At 64.2% G+C, this 17,949-nt stretch carries 16 protein-coding genes; 7 read left to right on the plus strand and 9 right to left on the minus strand.

The features are described 5' to 3' along the window. Positions 1 to 148 precede the first annotated feature (148 nt). The 5 genes from ACA027_RS20180 to cyoA all read right to left on the minus strand — a co-directional run bounded on the left by ACA027_RS20180 (position 149) and on the right by cyoA (position 5,086). Complete coding sequence (locus ACA027_RS20180) at positions 149 to 940, minus strand: SURF1 family protein (RefSeq protein WP_370679970.1); 792 nt, start codon at positions 938 to 940, stop codon at positions 149 to 151. Continuing rightward, on the minus strand, positions 940 to 1,347 hold the full coding sequence (cyoD, locus tag ACA027_RS20185) for a cytochrome o ubiquinol oxidase subunit IV (protein WP_370679971.1): 408 nt from the start codon (positions 1,345 to 1,347) through the stop codon (positions 940 to 942). Before cyoD ends, ACA027_RS20180 begins: the two co-directional genes overlap by 1 nt. Continuing rightward, a complete protein-coding gene (gene cyoC / locus ACA027_RS20190) occupies positions 1,348 to 1,980 on the minus strand; it encodes a cytochrome o ubiquinol oxidase subunit III (protein ID WP_370679972.1) in 633 nt (210 codons plus the stop codon). It abuts the gene before it with no gap. Next, positions 1,973 to 3,913, minus strand: coding sequence for a cytochrome o ubiquinol oxidase subunit I (gene cyoB, locus ACA027_RS20195; protein WP_370682643.1), 1,941 nt, complete (start codon positions 3,911 to 3,913; stop codon positions 1,973 to 1,975). Before cyoB ends, cyoC begins: the two co-directional genes overlap by 8 nt. 126 nt (positions 3,914 to 4,039) lie before the next feature. Continuing rightward, complete coding sequence (cyoA, locus tag ACA027_RS20200) at positions 4,040 to 5,086, minus strand: ubiquinol oxidase subunit II (protein WP_370679973.1); 1,047 nt, start codon at positions 5,084 to 5,086, stop codon at positions 4,040 to 4,042. Between the two features lie 454 nt (positions 5,087 to 5,540). On the opposite strand from cyoA, the gene ACA027_RS20205 reads away from it, so the two are divergent. Continuing rightward, positions 5,541 to 6,890 (plus strand): MFS transporter, encoded by a 1,350-nt coding sequence (locus ACA027_RS20205; protein WP_370679974.1) that lies wholly within the window; start codon positions 5,541 to 5,543, stop codon positions 6,888 to 6,890. A gap of 218 nt (positions 6,891 to 7,108) precedes the next feature. Here ACA027_RS20205 and ACA027_RS20210 read toward each other — a convergent pair whose 3' ends face one another. After that, on the minus strand, positions 7,109 to 8,557 hold the full coding sequence (locus ACA027_RS20210) for an MFS transporter (protein WP_370679975.1): 1,449 nt from the start codon (positions 8,555 to 8,557) through the stop codon (positions 7,109 to 7,111). 91 nt (positions 8,558 to 8,648) lie between these two features. Here ACA027_RS20210 and ACA027_RS20215 point away from each other — a divergent pair, with 91 nt between their 5' ends. Continuing rightward, positions 8,649 to 9,293, plus strand: a complete 645-nt coding sequence (locus ACA027_RS20215; protein ID WP_370679976.1) for a helix-turn-helix transcriptional regulator — start codon at positions 8,649 to 8,651, stop codon at positions 9,291 to 9,293. Positions 9,294 to 9,741: 448 nt separating this feature from the next. Next, positions 9,742 to 11,514, plus strand: a complete 1,773-nt coding sequence (locus ACA027_RS20220; RefSeq protein ID WP_370679977.1) for a lysoplasmalogenase family protein — start codon at positions 9,742 to 9,744, stop codon at positions 11,512 to 11,514. A 5-nt stretch (positions 11,515 to 11,519) separates the two neighbouring features. Here the strand turns inward: ACA027_RS20220 and ruvB are convergent, their stop codons facing one another. Continuing rightward, on the minus strand, positions 11,520 to 12,584 hold the full coding sequence (gene ruvB, locus ACA027_RS20225; protein WP_370679978.1) for a Holliday junction branch migration DNA helicase RuvB: 1,065 nt from the start codon (positions 12,582 to 12,584) through the stop codon (positions 11,520 to 11,522). A 72-nt stretch (positions 12,585 to 12,656) separates the two neighbouring features. On the opposite strand from ruvB, the gene ACA027_RS20230 reads away from it, so the two are divergent. Then, positions 12,657 to 13,196, plus strand: coding sequence for a peroxiredoxin (locus tag ACA027_RS20230; RefSeq protein ID WP_370679979.1), 540 nt, complete (start codon positions 12,657 to 12,659; stop codon positions 13,194 to 13,196). Positions 13,197 to 13,456: 260 nt separating this feature from the next. Here the strand turns inward: ACA027_RS20230 and ruvA are convergent, their stop codons facing one another. Continuing rightward, complete coding sequence (gene ruvA / locus ACA027_RS20235) at positions 13,457 to 14,035, minus strand: Holliday junction branch migration protein RuvA (RefSeq protein WP_370679980.1); 579 nt, start codon at positions 14,033 to 14,035, stop codon at positions 13,457 to 13,459. Between the two features lie 50 nt (positions 14,036 to 14,085). Here ruvA and ACA027_RS20240 point away from each other — a divergent pair, with 50 nt between their 5' ends. Both ACA027_RS20240 and ybeY read left to right on the plus strand, forming a co-directional pair. Continuing rightward, entirely contained in the window at positions 14,086 to 15,033 is a 948-nt protein-coding gene (locus tag ACA027_RS20240) for a PhoH family protein (RefSeq protein WP_370679981.1), read from the plus strand. Between the two features lie 151 nt (positions 15,034 to 15,184). Beyond that, the gene (gene ybeY / locus ACA027_RS20245; protein ID WP_370679982.1) at positions 15,185 to 15,643 is read left to right on the plus strand and encodes an rRNA maturation RNase YbeY; all 459 of its coding nucleotides are present in this window, start codon (positions 15,185 to 15,187) and stop codon (positions 15,641 to 15,643) included. Between the two features lie 153 nt (positions 15,644 to 15,796). Here ybeY and ACA027_RS20250 read toward each other — a convergent pair whose 3' ends face one another. Next, positions 15,797 to 16,780, minus strand: a complete 984-nt coding sequence (locus ACA027_RS20250; protein WP_370679983.1) for a Bug family tripartite tricarboxylate transporter substrate binding protein — start codon at positions 16,778 to 16,780, stop codon at positions 15,797 to 15,799. 240 nt (positions 16,781 to 17,020) lie between these two features. On the opposite strand from ACA027_RS20250, the gene ACA027_RS20255 reads away from it, so the two are divergent. Continuing rightward, the gene (locus ACA027_RS20255; RefSeq protein WP_370679984.1) at positions 17,021 to 17,800 is read left to right on the plus strand and encodes a sulfite exporter TauE/SafE family protein; all 780 of its coding nucleotides are present in this window, start codon (positions 17,021 to 17,023) and stop codon (positions 17,798 to 17,800) included. The last annotated feature ends 149 nt before the right edge of the window (positions 17,801 to 17,949 follow it).

Genomic DNA, 17,949 nt, shown 5'->3' on the forward strand with positions numbered 1-17,949 from the left:
CGAGGGAGAAATACCGGGGCCAGCCACCCCGTCGCATGCAGAGCCCTCTTTCGCCAGGGCTGCCGCGCAAGGGCCGCCCCGCCGCGCTGGCAGCGTCCCCCTCCGGCGAAGCCAGAGAGGGGGAAGCGGCGCAGCCGCTCAGGGGGTGCTATTTCTTTCTTTCATGCCGCACCACAATCCACGCGGCCAGCAGCACCATGGCGGCCAGGCCATACCAGGTGACGGCATAGACCAGATGGCTGTTGTGAAAGCGGATCACCGTCATGCCGTCCTTGGGCTCGCCCACGGCGGCAGCCTGCGCCTGCCCGGGCAGGCCGGCATCGACAAAAAACGGTGCCGTCTGCGCCAGGCCTGCCGCGGCCGTCATGGCGGCCACGTCGCGGGCATGCCAGCGGCCTTCTTCCGGCGCGTTCTGGCGCAGAAAGCCGCCGCCTGGCTCGCTCAAGCGCAGCAAACCGGTCACGGTCTGGGGCTGGGCCGTGGTGTTGCTGCTGGCCAGCTCGCGCTGGAATTCCAGCCCTGTGGGCAGCCACAGGCGGCGCTGCTCGTTGGGGATAAAGCCGCGGTTGACCCAGACGGTAAAGCCCTCTTCGGTCCGCAGCGGCGTCATCACCCAAAAGCCACCGCCGTCTTCGGTCAGGGCCTGTGCCAGCAGTGTTTTGTCGTGCAGCCAGCGCCCCTGGGTCTGCACCGGCAGGTATTCGTAGCCGCTGGCATCCACCTGGGGCCACTGCGCCTCTCCCGGCAAGGCCACGGGCTGGGCATGCACGCGCTGGTCCACACGCTCCATCAGGTCCAGCTTCCAGGCACGGCGCTGCACCTGCCAGGTGCCCAGGCTGATGAAGCCAAGAAAAAGGGCGATGCCTACCACCGCAAGCACCGCCCTTCGCAGAATGGAAAAAGGGCGCCGGGGCGCCCCCTTTTGCTGCATGGAACGCATCAGCGCGCCACGGCGGTCTCTGCGGCCGATTGGGCTGCAGGCAGCATCACATGCTCGGGCATCATGTTGGCATTCATGTGGAACATGACCCACAGGGTGCCGGCAATGCCGATGGCCACGAAGATGATGGTGAAGATGGTGGACAGCAGCGTCCAGCCGCCCTGGATCTTGCCGTTCATGTGCAGGAAGTAGACCATGTGGACCACGATCTGCACCACGGCGAACAGGCCCAGCACCATGGCCGCAGTGGCCCGGTCCTCGATGACGTTGTTCATGACCAGGTAGAACGGAATCACCGTCAGGATCACGGCCAGGATGAAGCCCTTGACGTAGTCGCCCATGGACACATGCAGGTCGTCATGTGCGTGGTGATCGCCGTGCTCGGCGTGAATATCGTGTGCGCTCATTTACAGCACCCCCATCAGATACACAAAGGTGAACACGCCCACCCAGACCACGTCCAAGAAGTGCCAGAACATGGACAGGCAGTTGATGCGGCGCACATTGGCCTCGATCAGGCCATGCTTCTTGATCTGAATCATCAGCGTGATCAGCCAGATCAAACCGAAGCTCACGTGCAGACCGTGGGTGCCCACCAGGGTGAAGAAGGCCGACAGAAAGGCGCTGCGCTGGGGCGTGGCACCGGCGTGGATCAAATGCTGGAACTCATAGAGCTCCACCGCCAGAAAGGCTGCGCCCAGCAGGCCGGTGATGGCCAGCCACAGCAAGGTGCCGTTGACGTTCTTCTTCTGCTTTTGCAGCATGGCAAAGCCGAAGGTGATGGAGGACATCAACAGGAAAGCCGTGTTGATGGCCACCAGCGACAGGTCGAACAGTTCCTTGCCCGTGGGGCCTGCCGCATAGTTGCGGCCCAGCACACCATAGGTGGCGAACAGCCCGGCAAAGATCAGGCAGTCGCTCATCAGATAGAGCCAGAAGCCCAGCGAGGTGCCGTTCTCCGGATGCGGCTCGTGCGCGGGGTGGTACTCGCGCGTCGCCAGGGCGGCAGCGCCGCCAGCGTTGATATGTGTATTAGACATGGGCTGCTGCAAGTTGCTTGGTGCGTGCGTCTTCCGTGGCGGCCACGTCGGCTGCCGGGATGTAGTAGTCACGCTTGTAGTTGAAGGTGTGGATGATCGAAGCCAGAACAACGGCCGCGAACGACACGCCAGCCAGCCACCAGATGTGCCAGATCAGCGCAAAGCCCAACACCAGGGACAGGCCGGAGATCACCACGCCAGCGCCGGTATTGGCAGGCATGTGGACCGCCTGGAAGCCGGTCAGCGGACGCTGGTAGCCGTGCTTCTTCATGTCCCACCAGGCATCGATTTCATGCACCACGGGGGTGAAGGCGAAGTTGTACTGGGGAGGAGGCGAGGAAGTCGCCCACTCCAGCGTACGGCCTTCCCATGGGTCGCCGGTTTCGTCGCGCAGCTGGTCGCGCTTGATGTAGCTGACCACCAGTTGCAGGATGAAGCAGCCGATGCCGGCAGCGATCAGTGCAGCACCGCAGGCAGCGATGATGAACCAGATCTGCAGCGAGGGATCGTCAAAGTGGTTGGCACGGCGTGTCACGCCCATCAGGCCCAGGATGTACAGCGGGGTGAAGGCCACCCAGAAGCCCACCAGCCAGAACCAGAAGCAGCACTTGCCCCAGAACTCATCGAGCTTGTAGCCGAAGGCCTTGGGATACCAGTAGTTGATGGCGGCAAACACGCCAAACACCACGCCGCCGATGATCACGTTGTGGAAGTGGGCGATCAGGAACAGCGAGTTGTGCAGCACAAAGTCGGCAGGCGGCACGGCCAGCAACACACCGGTCATGCCACCGATGGCGAAGGTGACCATAAAGCCCACGGTCCACATCATGGGCACGGTGAAGCGAATGCGCCCCTTGTACATGGTGAACAGCCAGTTGAAGATCTTCGCCCCCGTGGGGATGGAGATGATCATGGTGGTGATACCGAAGAAGGTATTCACGCTGGCGCCCGAGCCCATGGTGAAGAAGTGGTGCAGCCACACCAGGTAGGACAGCACGGTGATACACACCGTGGCATACACCATGGAGGTGTAGCCGAACAGACGCTTGCGCGAGAACGTGGACACGATTTCCGAGAACACGCCAAAGCAAGGCAGGATCAGGATGTAGACCTCGGGGTGGCCCCAGATCCAGATCAGGTTCACGTACAACATGGCGTTGCCGCCGAAGTCGTTCGAGAAGAAATGCGTGCCTACGTAGCGATCCAGGGACATCAGCACCAGGGCTGCGGTCAACATGGGGAAGGACGCCACGATCAGGGCGTTGGTGCACAGGGCGGTCCAGGTGAAGACGGGCATCTTCATCATGTTCATGCCGGGTGCGCGCATCTTGATGATGGTGACAATCAGGTTGATACCCGACAGCGTCGTGCCCACCCCCGCGATCTGCAGCGCCCAGATGTAGTAGTCCAGACCCGTGCTGCCGCTTTGGTTGCCCAGATTGGACAAGGCCAGCCAGCCCGAGGTGGAGAACTCACCCAGGAACAGGGAGATCATCACCAGCACAGCGCCGGCGGTGGTCATCCAGAAGCTGAAGTTGTTCAGGAACGGGAAGGACACGTCGCGCGCACCGATTTGCAGCGGCACCACGTAGTTCATCAGACCGGTCACAAAGGGCATGGCCACGAAGAAGATCATGATCACGCCGTGGGCGGTGAAGATCTGGTCGTAGTGGTGCGGGGGCAGATAGCCCAGGTTGTCACCAAAGGCCATGGCCTGCTGCAGGCGCATCATCACCGCGTCGGCAAAGCCGCGCAGCAGCATGACCACACCCAGGATCATGTACATGATGCCGATCTTCTTGTGGTCGATCGTGCAGATCCAGTCACGCCACAGCGGTCCCCACAGGCGGAACTTGGTCAGCGCGGCCATGACGACCATGCCGCCCAGCACCACAGCAATAAAAGTCCATAGCACGATGGGCTCATGCGCCATCGGTACGGCGTCCCAGCTGATCCGCCCGATGAGCGGATCGTTGGGCAAGGTTGTATTTCCAGACATATCGAGTCTCTTGCTAAGTGGCAGCGGCCCCGCTTGGTGCAGAGCCTGTGCCGTCAATGCTTACTGCTGTGTCACAGCGCCCGGCTGGGCTTGCTGTTCCAGGAAGGCCACCACGCTGTCGGCGTTTTGCACCGTGCACACGTCGTCCGGCAGGTTCAGGCCGGCCGCTTTCATGTAGGCAGCGCCACCAGCGGCGTCGATGGCCATCATGTGGTGCATGCACATCTGACCGTCTTCCACGCAACGGTTCAGCACCTTGTCGTACAGGCCCTCTTCCACGGAAGAGAAGCGCGCCACAGGGTTGCGCTCGCTGGGCTGTGCCAGTGCCTGGTAGGCCTCGCGGGTCAGCGCCTGGCCTTCGCTCTTGGCCTTGGCCACCCAGGCGTCAAAGCCTTCGTTGCTCAGGCCATGGAACTTGAAGGTCATGCCCGAGAAGCCCGAACCGCTGTAGTGCGAGGACATGCCCTTGAAGACACCTTCCTTGTTGATGACGGCGTTCAGCTCGGTCTGCATACCGGGCATGGCATAGATCATGCCGGCCAGATCAGGCACGTAGAACGCATTCATGGTGTGCGTGGCCGTGAGCTTGAAGTGGATGGGACGGTCCACCGGCGCAGCCAGCTCGTTCACCGTGGCAATACCTTGCTCGGGCAGGAAGAACAGCCACTTCCAGTCCATGGCCACCACCTGCACTTCCAGGGGCTTGATTTCAGGCGGCAAGGCCTTAGATGCAGAGACACGGTCCAGCGGGCGATAGGGGTCGAGCTTGTGGGTGCTGATCCAGGTCAGCGCACCCAGGGCGATGATGATGATCAGCGGCACGCTCCAGATCACCAGCTCCAGGGCGGTGGAGTGGTGCCACTCGGGATCGTATTCGGCCTCGGTGTTCGACTGGCGATATTTCCAGGCGAACAACAGCGTCAACAAGATCACCGGCACGATGATGATCAACATCAGCAGGGTGGCAGTCACCACCAGCTGGCCCTGCTGGGCTGCGATGTCACCTGCTGGATTGAGAACGACAACCTTGCTGCAGCCCGTAAGACTGGCTATCAAGGCGGCCGCTGCGAGCCACGCGGGCCCGCGGATTTCCTTGGATTGAAACATGCTATAGACGCGAAAAGACACGCACAGGCGGATGCCGGTGCGGATTACAAGAGGTTGCGAATTTACTTCGATCAAGCTTTGTGACGATTGGACATTTTGTCCACCAGCCTCCTGCCTCAAGTCATTGCAAGCTTTACGCATATCCGCTAGGCATGTTTTGAAAAATAAAAAACACGCATAAGCATTTGTTTTTACACAGATTTTTATGCAACAAGCTGTTTGTGAATCTTAAAAAAATACATACCCAACAGCCTCGCAGCCGCAGCGAAGTGCGGACTAACCCTGTGCACCTGCGGGTCTTGAGCGCCCCCGCCCAGCCCTTTCCACGGTCTTGACCCCCATCAAGATCGGGAACTTCCCGTACAAAACCACTTCACAGCCACTTCCCCGATTGCGGCCATGGGCACATGGGCGTAGAACGGGTGCACACCTTAGTCTCAGAGGAGTGCGCGGCATGAGTGGCATCGCTTATTCAAACACTGGGTCTGCTGGCGGTTTTCACGCATCGGAATCGCTGTCCAGCAGCGACACCCATGAAACCGCCTCTCCGGGCGAGATCGCGGCCGGCGTCATCATCGGGCGTTCGTCGGAGTATTTCGACTTCTTCGTCTTCGGCATCGCCTGCGTGCTGGTCTTTCCCCATGTGTTCTTCCCTTATCTGACGCTGCTGAACGGCATGCTGGCCTCGTTTGCCATGTTTGCCGTGGCCTTTGTCGCGCGCCCCATAGGCACGGCCGTCTCCATGGCCATACAGCGCCGCTGGGGTCGGGCCACCAAGCTCACACTGGCGCTGCTGATGCTGGGCTCGGCCACCGTGGGCATTGCCCTGTTGCCCGGTTATGGCGAGTTGGGCCACTACGCCATCTGGCTGCTGGTGCTGTTTCGCGTGCTGCAGGGACTGGCCCTGGGCGGCTCCTGGGATGGCCTGCCCTCGCTGCTGGCCCTGAGCGCCCCGCCCGAAAAACGCGGCTGGTATTCCATGCTGGGCCAGCTTGGCGCCCCGCTGGGCTTTGTGGTGGCGGCGGCCCTTTTTGCTTATCTGTACGGCGCCCTCAGCCATGAGGAATTTGTGGAGTGGGGCTGGCGCTTTCCCTTCTGCGTAGCATTTGCCATCAATGTCGTGGCACTGTTTGCCCGCCTGCGCCTGGTGGCGAGCCAAGACTATGAACGCATGCTGGAGGCGCTGGAGCTGGAGCCCGCTCCTGCCCTGGAACTGGCGCGCAGCGGCGAGGGCCGCAATGTGCTGCTGGGCGCGCTGGCAGCCCTGGCCAGCTTTGCACTGTTCCACCTGGTCACGGTGTTCCCCCTGTCGTGGATGACCATGTTCGGCGTGGACAGCGTCACCAGCATTCTGTGGATGCAGGTGCTGGGCGCCCTGCTGGCCGCAGCGGCCATCGTGCTGTCGGGCAAGATCGCCGACCGCTTTGGTCGCCGCAACACCCTGGGCACCATGGCCGTGCTGATAGGTCTGTTCAGCCTGGCCACCCCCTTCCTGCTGGATGGCGGCAGCGCCGGGCAGAACACCTTCATTTTGCTGGGCTTTGTGCTGCTGGGCCTGTCCTACGGCCAGTCCTCGGGCACGGTGACGGCCAACTTCTCACGTCGCCTGCGCTATGTGGGCGCGGCCTACTCGTCCGATCTGGCCTGGCTGCTGGGCGCGGCCTTTGCCCCCCTGGTGGCCCTGGGCCTGTCGGCCCGCTTCGGCCCGGTGGCCGTGGGCCTGTACCTGCTGTCGGGCGCCATCAGCACCTTGGCCGCACTGGGCATCAACCGCGCCATAGAAGCCAAAGGAAGTGACAATTAGCTCCCCCTGAGTCGCCTGCGGCGCCTTCCCCCAGGGGACGGCATCATCGCTGCGGGGCGGCCCTTGCTTGATGCCCCTGACTTGGATCGCGCCAGTTTTTTGCGACCTGGGTAAACCCGACGCTACAGGAGCACATAAATTCCCATGGGCACGCATTGCCCAAAAAACGGCAGGCAGCAGGCGCTGAGTTTTGAGGCAGCATTGAACAATGCAGGGGGCTATTTCAGCTGCCGGTGCAGCAACCAGGCCGTATAGGCCGGAGCCAGCGCAAACAGCACAAACAGCCAGGCCGCCGCGCTTTGCGCACCGGCTACGCCGCCAGGCTGGGTCAACCCGGCCATATTCGCCACCAGGCCGGCCAGCGCCGCGCCTATGGCCATGCCATAGAGCTGCACCGTGGTGATGGCGGCCGAGGCCATGTCCTCCTGGCCCTTGGGTGCCACCGTCAGCACACGGGTCAGCAAATGCGGCCAGCCCATGCCCACACCGGCACCCACGCCAGCCAACGCCAGCGCGAACAGGCTGAGCAGCAAAGCCGCAGGCCAGGCCGCAGCATCCAGCGGAATCAACACACCCAGGGCCAGCAGGCTGACCGCGCACAAAATGGGCCCCACGCGCTGCAGCGTCACTGCCATGGCACCGCTGCGCCCCGAAGACAGCAGCGAGCCCGCGCTCCAGCCAGCGGCCATGGCCGCCGTCAGATAGCCCGCCGCCAGGGGCGAAAGCCCGTGCAGGGTCTGCAGAAAATACGGCACAAAAATCTCGGTGGTCGTGCCCAGCAGCAGCAGGGCCACACAGGCGTAGATGCCGCCCAGGGCGGTCGCCGTATGGGTCGCACCATCGGGCAGCAGGCACACACCGCGCCCGCCCTGGTTGCGCCGGTCCACCGCAATCGCTGCGGCGCCCAGGCCCAGGCCCAGCACCACACCCAAGCCCTGCCACGGCAGTTGCGTGGACAGGCTGCCACCGGCCACGGCCAACACCGATGCCGCCAGCAAGGCGATTTGCAGCGAGGCCACCTGGGGTGCACCCTGCTCCTGCTGGCCGCTCTCGTGCTCATTGGCGCCCAGTTGCCAGCTCACCAAAAACGCCTGCCAGACGGCCACCGGCAGCAGCGCCCAGAAGGCCCAGCGCCAATGCCCTGCCTGGGCAAACAAGCCGCCCACGGCCGGCCCACACAGCGTGGCCACACCCCACATGCCGGAGACCAGGGCCACGGCCCGCGGCCACAGCGCGGGGACAAAGACCACGCGGATCAGCGCATAGCTGAGGGCGGCCAGCATGCCGCCGCCAAAACCCTGCACGCTGCGCCCCGCCAGCATCCAGGCCATGGACGGCGCGCTGGCACAAGCCACCGAACCCAGCGCAAACACCCCCAGGGCCAGCAGGTAGGCACCGCGCGGCCCCAGGGCCGCCAGAAAACGCACCGACAGGGCCGCGCCGATGATGGAAGTCACCACAAACAGCGTGGTGCTCCAGGCATACCAGTCCAGCCCACCGATGTCGGCCACCACCGAAGGCAGCACCGTGGTCACGATATGCACATTGATGGCATGCAAGGCCACGCCCCCGGTCAAGGCCAGGGCCAGCCAGCCGTTGCGACCGCTGAACAACTGGCCCCAGGAGGCAGTGGCAAACGAAGGGGTGGGGGGAGAGGAAGATGTCATCAGCGTGGGTCGACAACCCTGCTGAGGTCATCTAATATACAAGCAATGTCTTGGATATTAGACAGACCCCAGCAATTACGCAAGAGACAACTTGGAAAACCCTGAACCCACCACGGCCGACCGCATGCTGCAACTGCTCAAGACCCGGGGGCCCTGTTCCACGGCCGAAGTGGCCGAAGCCCTGGGCCTGACGGGAGAGGCTGCGCGCCAGCAAATCCAGAAGCTGATCGCCCAGGGCTGGCTGGCCGGCGAGCTGCAGGCCCCGTCCAGCGTGGGCCGGCCGCGCCAGCGCTGGTTTCTCACCCCGGCCGGCCACCGGCGCTTTCCCGACGCCCATGCCCAGCTCAGCGTGCAGCTCATCCACCAGGTGCGCCAGGTGTTTGGCGAGCGGGGCCTGGACCAGCTGATCACCCAACGCGAAGCCGAGATGCTGGCCAGCTACCGCCAGCGCTGCAACGCCAAGCCCCTGGGCGAACGCCTGCAGCAACTGGCCGCGCTGCGTGCCGAGGAAGGCTATATGGCGCGACTGGAAACCGACGGCCCCGACTGGCTGCTGATCGAAGACCACTGCCCGATTTGTGCGGCAGCCCAGGCCTGCCAGGGCTTTTGCCGCTCCGAGTTGCAGATCTTCGAGGCCATTGCCGGCCCCCAGGCCCAGGTGCGGCGCGAGCAGCATCTGCTGGGCGAAGGCGAATCCGCGGGGTTGCGCTGTGTGTATAGGATTAGCTCCCCCTGAGACGCTTCGCGTCTTCCCCCTCTCTCGCGCAAGCGCGGGAGGGGGACGGCACCAGCGCGGCGGGGCGGCCCTTGCGCGGTGCCCTGGCCTGGGCTGTGCCGGTTTTAGACGAAAGAGGTCTGATTCGAGGTTTGCGCGTATGCCACCCCTCCCCCATGGGGTCTGCGTGGATCCTCAGACGGAAAACGGCCGGCGCAGGCACTTGCGCGAAGCCCTTACGCAGGCTGCGCCGGTTGCATCCAAGGCGGTCGCCTCCAAATTCTCAGCGTGAGCGCTTGCCGGCATGGCCCCTTCCCCCACCGGGGGAAGGCGGGGATGGGGGCTGCAGCGTATACGGCATCACCTCTGTTGTTGGTGCACTTGGCCTCCAAAGATCGCTCACGCACCACACCAGCCTAGGGAAGATGCGGGGCGGCGCACTTGCAAGCAGTTGCAACAATCCTGGGCCATGTACTCTCCCAGCCAAGTCATTGTCCTGGTGACACCCGTCTTCTTTGCCTTGATGGCCTTGGAATGGGCCGTGGCCCGGCGCAGGGGGCTGCGGGCCTACCAGCAAAGCGATGCCATCAGCTCGCTCAATCTGGGCATGCTCAGCCAGACCAGTGCCGTCTTCGTCAAGCTGCTCACCTTGGGCATTTACACCATGGCCGTCGGCCAGGTGGCGCTGGTGCACAACGATGCCTTCTGGTTCAGCCTGCCGGGCTGGCTGCTGGCCCTGCTGTTCTACGACTTTTGCTACTACTGGTTGCACCGCATGGGCCACCAGGTAGCCGTGCTGTGGGCTGCGCACGCGGTGCACCACCAGAGCCAGGACTACAACCTGTCCACGGCCCTGCGCCAGACCAGCTCGGGCCCGCTGCTGGCCTGGATCTTCTATCTGCCCATGGCCCTGGCCGGCGTGCCACCGCTGGTGTTTGCCGTGGTGGGCCTGATTGATCTGCTCTACCAGTTCTGGGTGCACACCGAGCAGGTAGGGCGGCTGGGCTGGTTTGACCGCTGGTTCTGCGCCCCCAGCAACCACCGCGTGCACCACGCCATCAACGACCGTTATGTGGACAAAAACTACGGCGGCATCTTGATTGTCTGGGACCGGCTGTTTGGCACTTTCCAGCCCGAAGAAGACAGCGAGCCCTGCGTCTACGGCACGCGCGGCCTGCTCAACAGCTGGGACCCGCTGTGGGCCAATGCCACCATCTACCGCCAGCTGCTGCATGACAGCTGGCATGCCCAGCGCCTGGGCGACAAGCTGCGCGTCTGGCTCAAGCCCCCGGGCTGGCGTCCGGCCGATGTGGCCCAGCGCTTTCCCAAACCGGCGTTCGATCTGGAGGCCCACCGCCAGCGCTTTGATCCCCCGCTGTCCCGCGCCATGGCCGGGTTTGCCTGGCTGCAATTTGCCGCGCTGGTGGCCGGGGTGGCCGCTTTCCTGTGGCAGGCCGACCAGGCGCCACAGGCCCAGAACCTGCTGTGGTTTGGCGTGCTGCTGACTGGCCAGTGGGCGCTGGGCGCCGCCATGCAGGGGCGCATCAGCCCGTGGATGGCGCTGCTGCTGCAATCCGCCGCCCTGGCCACCGCCACCGCGGCCTTGGGCCTGCGCGAATGGCATTGGCTGTTCAAGCCGCTGGCGCTGGCGATTGCTCTTGTTTATGTAGCATCTTATGCAGATCGCACTTTGATCTCACAATCAAAACATGGCAAGAAGCAGAAGGCGTGGTTTCTGGGTGCTCTGTTTTTCTCTCTGTTGGGCGATATCAGCCTGATGCTCGATGGCCTGTTCATCCCCGGCCTGGTCTTCTTTTTGCTGGCCCACCTCTGCTACGTCGCCTGCTTTCGCTGCGACGCGCCCTGGCTCGCCCATCGCGGTGCTTTGATCGGCATTGGCCTGCTGGCCTGCATGGTCTACACCTTGTTGTGCCTGGGCGGGCTGCCTGCGGCGCTGCGCCTGCCCGTGCTGGCCTATGTGGCGGTGATTGCCGTCATGGCGGCCCAGGCCTGGGGGCGCTTCAGCGTGCAACGCAGCCAGCCCGCCTGGCTGGTGGCCCTGGGCAGCAGCTTCTTCATGGCCAGCGACACGCTGCTGGCCTTTGACCGCTTTGTGCAACCCCTGCCCTGGGCGATCGTGGGCGTGCTGTCCACCTACTTTGTGGCCCAGGCGCTGATCGTGCAGGGCTGTGTGGCGGGGCTGGGGCTGGGGCTGAAGCAGGCCAGCCATATCCCAGACTAGCAGGGCTATTCGGTGAACAGCCCGCCCGGGGCCTGGGGCGCCACCAGGCCCAGGTGGCGGTAGGCCGCCTGCGTGGCAATGCGCCCGCGCGGCGTGCGCTGCAAATAGCCTTGCTGGATGAGATAGGGCTCTATCACATCTTCAATCGTGCCGGCATCTTCGCCAATGCTGGCGGCGATGTTGTCCACGCCCACGGGGCCGCCGTCAAAGCGGTGGACCACGGCTTCCAGCAGCTTGCGGTCCATCACGTCAAAGCCGCGCGGGTCCACATCCAGCATGGACAGCGCCTTGTGCGCCATGGCCTGGGTGATGCTGCCGTCGCCCTTGACCTCGGCGTAGTCGCGCACACGGCGCAGCAAGCGGTTGGCAATACGCGGTGTGCCGCGCGAGCGGTTGGCAATCTCCTGCGCGCCCTCGGCGTCGATGGGAGCCCCCAGCAAACCGGCGCTGCGGGTGACGATGCGGGCCAGCTCCTCGGGCGAGTAAAACTCCAGCCGCGCCACGATGCCGAAGCGGTCGCGCAGCGGGTTGGTGAGCATGCCGGCGCGCGTAGTGGCGCCCACCAGGGTGAAGGGCTGGAGATCAAGCTTGATAGAGCGCGCCGCCGGCCCCTCGCCAATCATGATGTCGATCTGGTAGTCCTCCAGCGCGGGGTAGAGGATTTCTTCCACCACGGGGCTGAGGCGGTGGATTTCATCGATGAAGAGCACATCGTTGGCCTCCAGATTGGTCAGCAGCGCCGCCAGGTCCTTGGGCTTTTCCAGCACCGGGCCGCTGGTTTGGCGCAGGCTCACCCCCAACTCGGCCGCGATGATGTGGGACAGCGTGGTCTTGCCCAGGCCGGGCGGGCCGAAGAGCAGCACATGGTCCAGCGCCTCGCCACGCTTTCTGGCCGCGCCGATGAAGATCTCCAGCTGCTCGCGCACCTTGGCCTGGCCCACGTACTCATCCAGCAGCTTGGGCCGCAGCGCGCGCTCCAGCTGCTCCTCACCCTTGGAGGCAGCACCCGCCGACACCACGCGCGGCGCGGGCTCCGATGCCGGGCCCAGATCTTCAACAACAATGGTCATGGCAGGGATTGTGCCGCGTCCTGATCGGAGCGTGGCATGCTGCGCTGTGTTGCCCTTTCCCAAAGAGAAGCCATGCATTCCATGCCCAAAGCCTTGGCCGCACTGGCCTTGTTCTGCGCCGCCACCGCCCAGGCCGCCCTGCCCGTGGGCGCCACGGCCCCGGCCTTTCAAACCGCGGCCGCCGTGGCCGGTAAGGCCTTTGACTTCGACCTGGCCGCCGCGCTGAAGAAGGGGCCGGTGGTGCTGTACTTCTTCCCCAAGGCCTTTACCCAGGGCTGCACCCTGGAAGCCCACGCCTTTGCCGAAGCCACGCCCCGCTTTGCGGCCCTGGGCGCCACGGTGGTGGGCATGTCGCACGACGACATCGCCACGCTGCAGCGCTTCTCCACCGAAGCCTGCCGCGACCAGTTTGCCGTGGCCTCCGACCCCAAGGCCCAGACCATCAAGGCCTACGACGCCGCAGCCGCCACCAACCCGGAACGCGCCGACCGCATCTCCTACGTGATCGGCCAGGACGGCAAGATCAAGTTTGTCCACATAGGCTCAGACCCCGAGGCCCATGTGCAAAAAACCGAGGCGGCGGTGCGGCAGCTGCAAGCGGCCAAGCAGTAAGCCGCACTCATGGGGGCTGCAAGCAGCGCAATGCCTTGCGAGGCGGCCCTCACCCCAACCCTCTCCCCCGAAGGGGTGAGGGAGTAAGGCCACAGAGCGTATCCGCATAAAGAGGCTCTTTTCCCAGCCCCAGAGAACGGCGGCTTGGCATCGCCCCTTTCGCTAGGGCACCGCGCAAGGGCCGCCCCGCCGCGCTGGTGCCGTCCCCCCCCGGCGCATAGCGCCAGAGAGGGGGAAGACGCGCAGCGGCTCAGGGGGAGCTACTTATTCAATCCTTTGAGGGCCAGCTTGATGCCTTCGGAGACACCCACATCGGCCGGCAGCAGTTTGAGGCTGGCCGATGCCTCCTTGTCGGAATAGCCCAGGGCCAGCAGCGCCTGCAGGATGTCGCCCTGGGCATCGCTCTTGACCTGGGCAGCCGCGCCGCCCACGATGGCATCACCCAGCTTGCCCTTGAGCTCCAGCAGCAGGCGCTCGGCAGTTTTCTTGCCAATGCCGGGCACTTTCACCAAACGACCGGCTTCCTGCAGCGCCACGGCCTGGGCCAGATCATCGGCGCCCATGCCCGAAAGCACCGACAGCGCGGTGCGCGGGCCCACGCCGCTGACCTTGATCAGCTCGCGGAATGTCTGACGCTCCTGGGTGGTGGCAAACCCATACAGCAGCTGCGCATCCTCACGCACGATAAAGTGCGTCAGCAAGCTCACCTGCTCGCCCAGCCCCGGCAGGTGGTAGAACGTGCTCATGGGCACCTGCACCTCATAGCCCACACCGTGGACGTCCAGCAGGACTTCGGGAGGGTTCTTCTCGAGCAGCTTGCCCGTCAGTTTGCCTATCATTGGTTTCCTTTAGCTGCCGTTTTGGCAGCCCTTTGGATGGAATTATCCGCGTGATCCTCCGCCACACCTTCACACCCCATAACAACCTGCGCCTGGCCAATCTCTGCGGCCCGGCAGACGCCCATTTGCGCACCATCGAGGTGGGCCTGCAGGTCAAGATCGCCCACCGCCACGAGCAGTTCAAGGTGGACGGCCCCAAGGCCAAGGCCCAGCAGGCGCTGGAGCTGCTGCAGGCCCTGTATGAAATGGCCGATGCCCCCATCTCGGAAGACACGCTGCAGCTGATGCTGGCCGGCGACGCCGAAATGCTGGAGCCCGACACCACCGCCGTGCAGCTGACCACGCGCCGCGCCGACCTGCGCGCGCGCACGCCCAACCAGGCCATCTACCTGGACAACATCGGCAAGCACGACATCACCTTCGGCATTGGCCCGGCCGGCACCGGCAAGACCTATCTGGCCGTGGCCTGCGCCGTGGATGCACTGGAGCGCAGCGCCGTGCAGCGCATTGTGCTGACCCGCCCGGCCGTGGAGGCCGGCGAGCGCCTGGGCTTTCTGCCTGGCGATTTGACGCAGAAGGTCGACCCCTATCTGCGCCCGCTGTACGACGCGCTGTACGACCTGATGGGCTACGACAAGGTGCAAAAGGCCTTTGAGCGCAACACGCTGGAAATCGCCCCACTGGCCTTTATGCGCGGGCGCACGCTGAACAACGCCTTTGTGATCCTGGACGAAGCCCAAAACACCACGCCCGAGCAGATGAAGATGTTCCTCACCCGCATAGGCTTTGGCGCCAGGGCCGTGGTCACCGGCGACGTGAGCCAGATCGACCTGCCCAAGGGGGCATTGAGCGGCCTGATCGACGCCGAGCGCGTGCTCAAGCGCGTCAAAGGCATCTCCATCAACCGCTTCACCAGCGCCGACGTGGTGCGCCACCCGCTGGTGGCGCGCATTGTGGATGCTTACGACGCGAACGGCACAGGACGTAGCCCACGCTAAAAGCACCCCCTGAGCCGCTTCGCGTCTTCCCCCTCTCTCGCTACGTGGGAGGGAGACGGCACCAGCGCGGCGGGGCGGCCCTTGCGCGGTGCCCTGACATTGGGCCGCGCCTGCTCCATGCGATATGGCTCGCGCACCACGGATTACTGATATGGCATTGAACCAACTCGAACTCTCTTTGCAATTCGGCAAATTTGACAGCGTGGCCGAGCACCGCGCCCTGCTGAGCCGCACCCTGGTCACCAAATGGATTCGCCATGCCCTGGCCGTGAATGCCGAGATGACGGTGCGCATCGTCGGCACCGAAGAAGGCCAGCAGCTCAACCGCGAGTACCGCAAGAAGGACTACGCCACCAATGTGCTGACCTTTGACTACCAGCAAGAACCCACGGTGATGGCCGACCTGGTGATCTGCGGCCCGGTGGTGGCGCGCGAAGCCCAGGAGCAAAACAAGACGCTGGAAGAGCATTACGCCCATTTGCTGGTGCACGGCACCCTGCATGCCCAGGGCTGGGACCATGAAACCAGCGAGGCCGACGCCGACGAGATGGAGGCCTATGAGACCGACATCATGGCCGAGCTAGGCTACGCCGATCCCTACGCCAAATAACAGCCAAATAAAAACAAGAGCTGCTCTTACTGATGGCGTCAAGGTTTCAAGGCTTTATCACCCTGAAATCAAACTACCACCTGCACTAGAAGCTCTCTTTTTGAATTCACCCCTTCCCTGCCGGGAAGGTTGGGATGGGGCCGCAGCAGCCCCTTATTCCACGCTCAGCCCAATGGTCTGCACCAGCTGGGCCATGCGCACATCGTCGCTCTGGATCTGGCGGACAAAGCGCTGTTGGCCCTCGCCCACGGGCGTGATGCCCTGCTGCAGCAGGCTGCGGCGCAGCTCGGGGTTTTGCAGGGCGCGGTCGGCGTCCCTGGCAATGGCCTGCACCAGCGCGGCCGGCGTGCCCTTGGGAGCGAACAGGCCAAACCAGGCCCCGGCCTCAAAGCCCTTGTAGGTCTCGGCCACGGTGGGCACCTGGGGCAGCAGCGGGTGACGCTGCAGACCGGACACGGCCAGCGCCGTCAGCTTGCCGGCCTGGATTTGCGCCAGGGCTGGCGCCACGGCAATCAGCATCACATCCACCTGGCCGCCCAGCACATCCTGCAGACCCTGGGGCCCGCCACGGTAGGGAATGTGGGTGGCAAAAAAGCCGGCCTTTTGCTTGAACAACTCCATGGCCAGATGCTGGGCACCGCCCGTGCCCGAGGAGGCGTAGTTGATAGACCCCGGATGCGCCTTGGCGTAGCCCACAAAGTCCTGCAGGCTTTTGAAGCCGCGCTTGGGGTTGGCCACCAGCACAAAGTCGGACTGGCCCAGCTTGGTCACCGGCACCAGGTCCTGCTTGATGTCATAGGGCAGGTGACGCTGCACATTGGGCATGATGGTGATGGCGCTGTCGCCCGCCACCAGCAGGGTGTAGCCATCGGGCTGGGCCTTGGCCACGGCGTCCACGGCCGAGACGCCACCCGCCGCACCGCGGTTGTCCACCACCACGGACTGCTTCCAGTCCTTGGAGACGAGCTGGCCCACCTGGCGCGCCAGCAGGTCGGGCGCGCTGCCCGCGCCATTGGCCACGATCAGCTTCACCGGCCGTGCCGGGAAATCCGGCTGCTGCGCCATGGCCTGGCCCTGCACGCAAGCGGCGGCCAGCAAGGCCCAGGTGGTGCGAGAAAAAAGGCGAGGCAGATACATGACGAAACTCCAGCAAAGGAGGCGAATTCTGCAGAGCCGCGCTTATTTCTCAAACGATTGTTTTTGAATTTTCTTATGCCTGCAAAACGTGGGCCAAGGCCAGTACCTGCACGCAGCGCACAACTGCTTTGCCACGCCCATGGCTGGTCTGCAGGCAGCCCCGCCTAAGATAGACAGCAGACCGGCCCATGCCGGCCATCACAAGACAAACAAGATCCGCAGGATTCAGGGAGACATCGCATGGACATTCTGGGACTGGGCTCCGCCAGCCATATCGCACTCTTGCTGGCCGCCGCCTTTGTGGCCGGTGCCTTGAACGCCGTGGCCGGCGGGGGCAGCTTTCTCACGCTGCCGGCCCTGGTCTTTACCGGCGTGCCCCCCGTGGTGGCCAATGCCACCGGCACCGTGGCCCTGCTGCCGGGCTATGCAGCCGGCGCCTGGGGCTTCAAGGAAGACATGGCCTCGCCCCCCGGCCTTTCCATGCGGCAAAGCGTGCTGCTGTCCCTGGTGGGCGGCACGGCCGGCGCCGCCCTGCTGCTGTTCACGCCCGATGCCATCTTCCGCAAGGTCGTGCCCTGGCTGCTGCTGGCCGCCACCGCCTTGTTCGCCTTCGGCCCCCAGCTGCGCGCCTGGGCCGCCGGCAAGAATGCAGACCACCACGCCCCCAGCGCCACCAAGGCCGCCCTGGGCATGCTGGCCGTGGCCGTGTACGGCGGCTACTTCAACGGCGGTCTGGGCATTTTGCTGCTGGCCCTGTTCGGCCTGCTGGGGCAAACCCAGCTCAACGCCATGAATGGCATGAAGAACCTGGTCTCCGCCCTGCTCACCGCCATCGCCGTGGCCATCTACGCCGTGGGCGGCATTGTGCAATGGCCCCAGGCCCTGCTGATGATGGTGGCCGCCACCGCAGGCGGCTACGGTGGCGCCCGCGTGGCCCGCAAGATTCCGGCACCCGCGCTGCGCTGGGGAATTGTGGTGACGGGGCTGGTGATGGCGGGGCTGTTTTTTATCAAGGGGTGAGTCCTGCGGCTTACGCTATTTCCATAGCTGCAGGAGCAAGCAACACACGCTGTACAGGCTGATCAGACGTGTGTTGAAACACCACTGCGATTTCTCTGCAAGCAAGCCCAGTCGTCATCAAACCAGGCCCCTGGCCAGGATGCCGCGCA

This window comes from Comamonas sp. GB3 AK4-5, assembly GCF_041320665.1.
Classification (GTDB): Bacteria; Pseudomonadota; Gammaproteobacteria; order Burkholderiales; family Burkholderiaceae_C; genus Comamonas.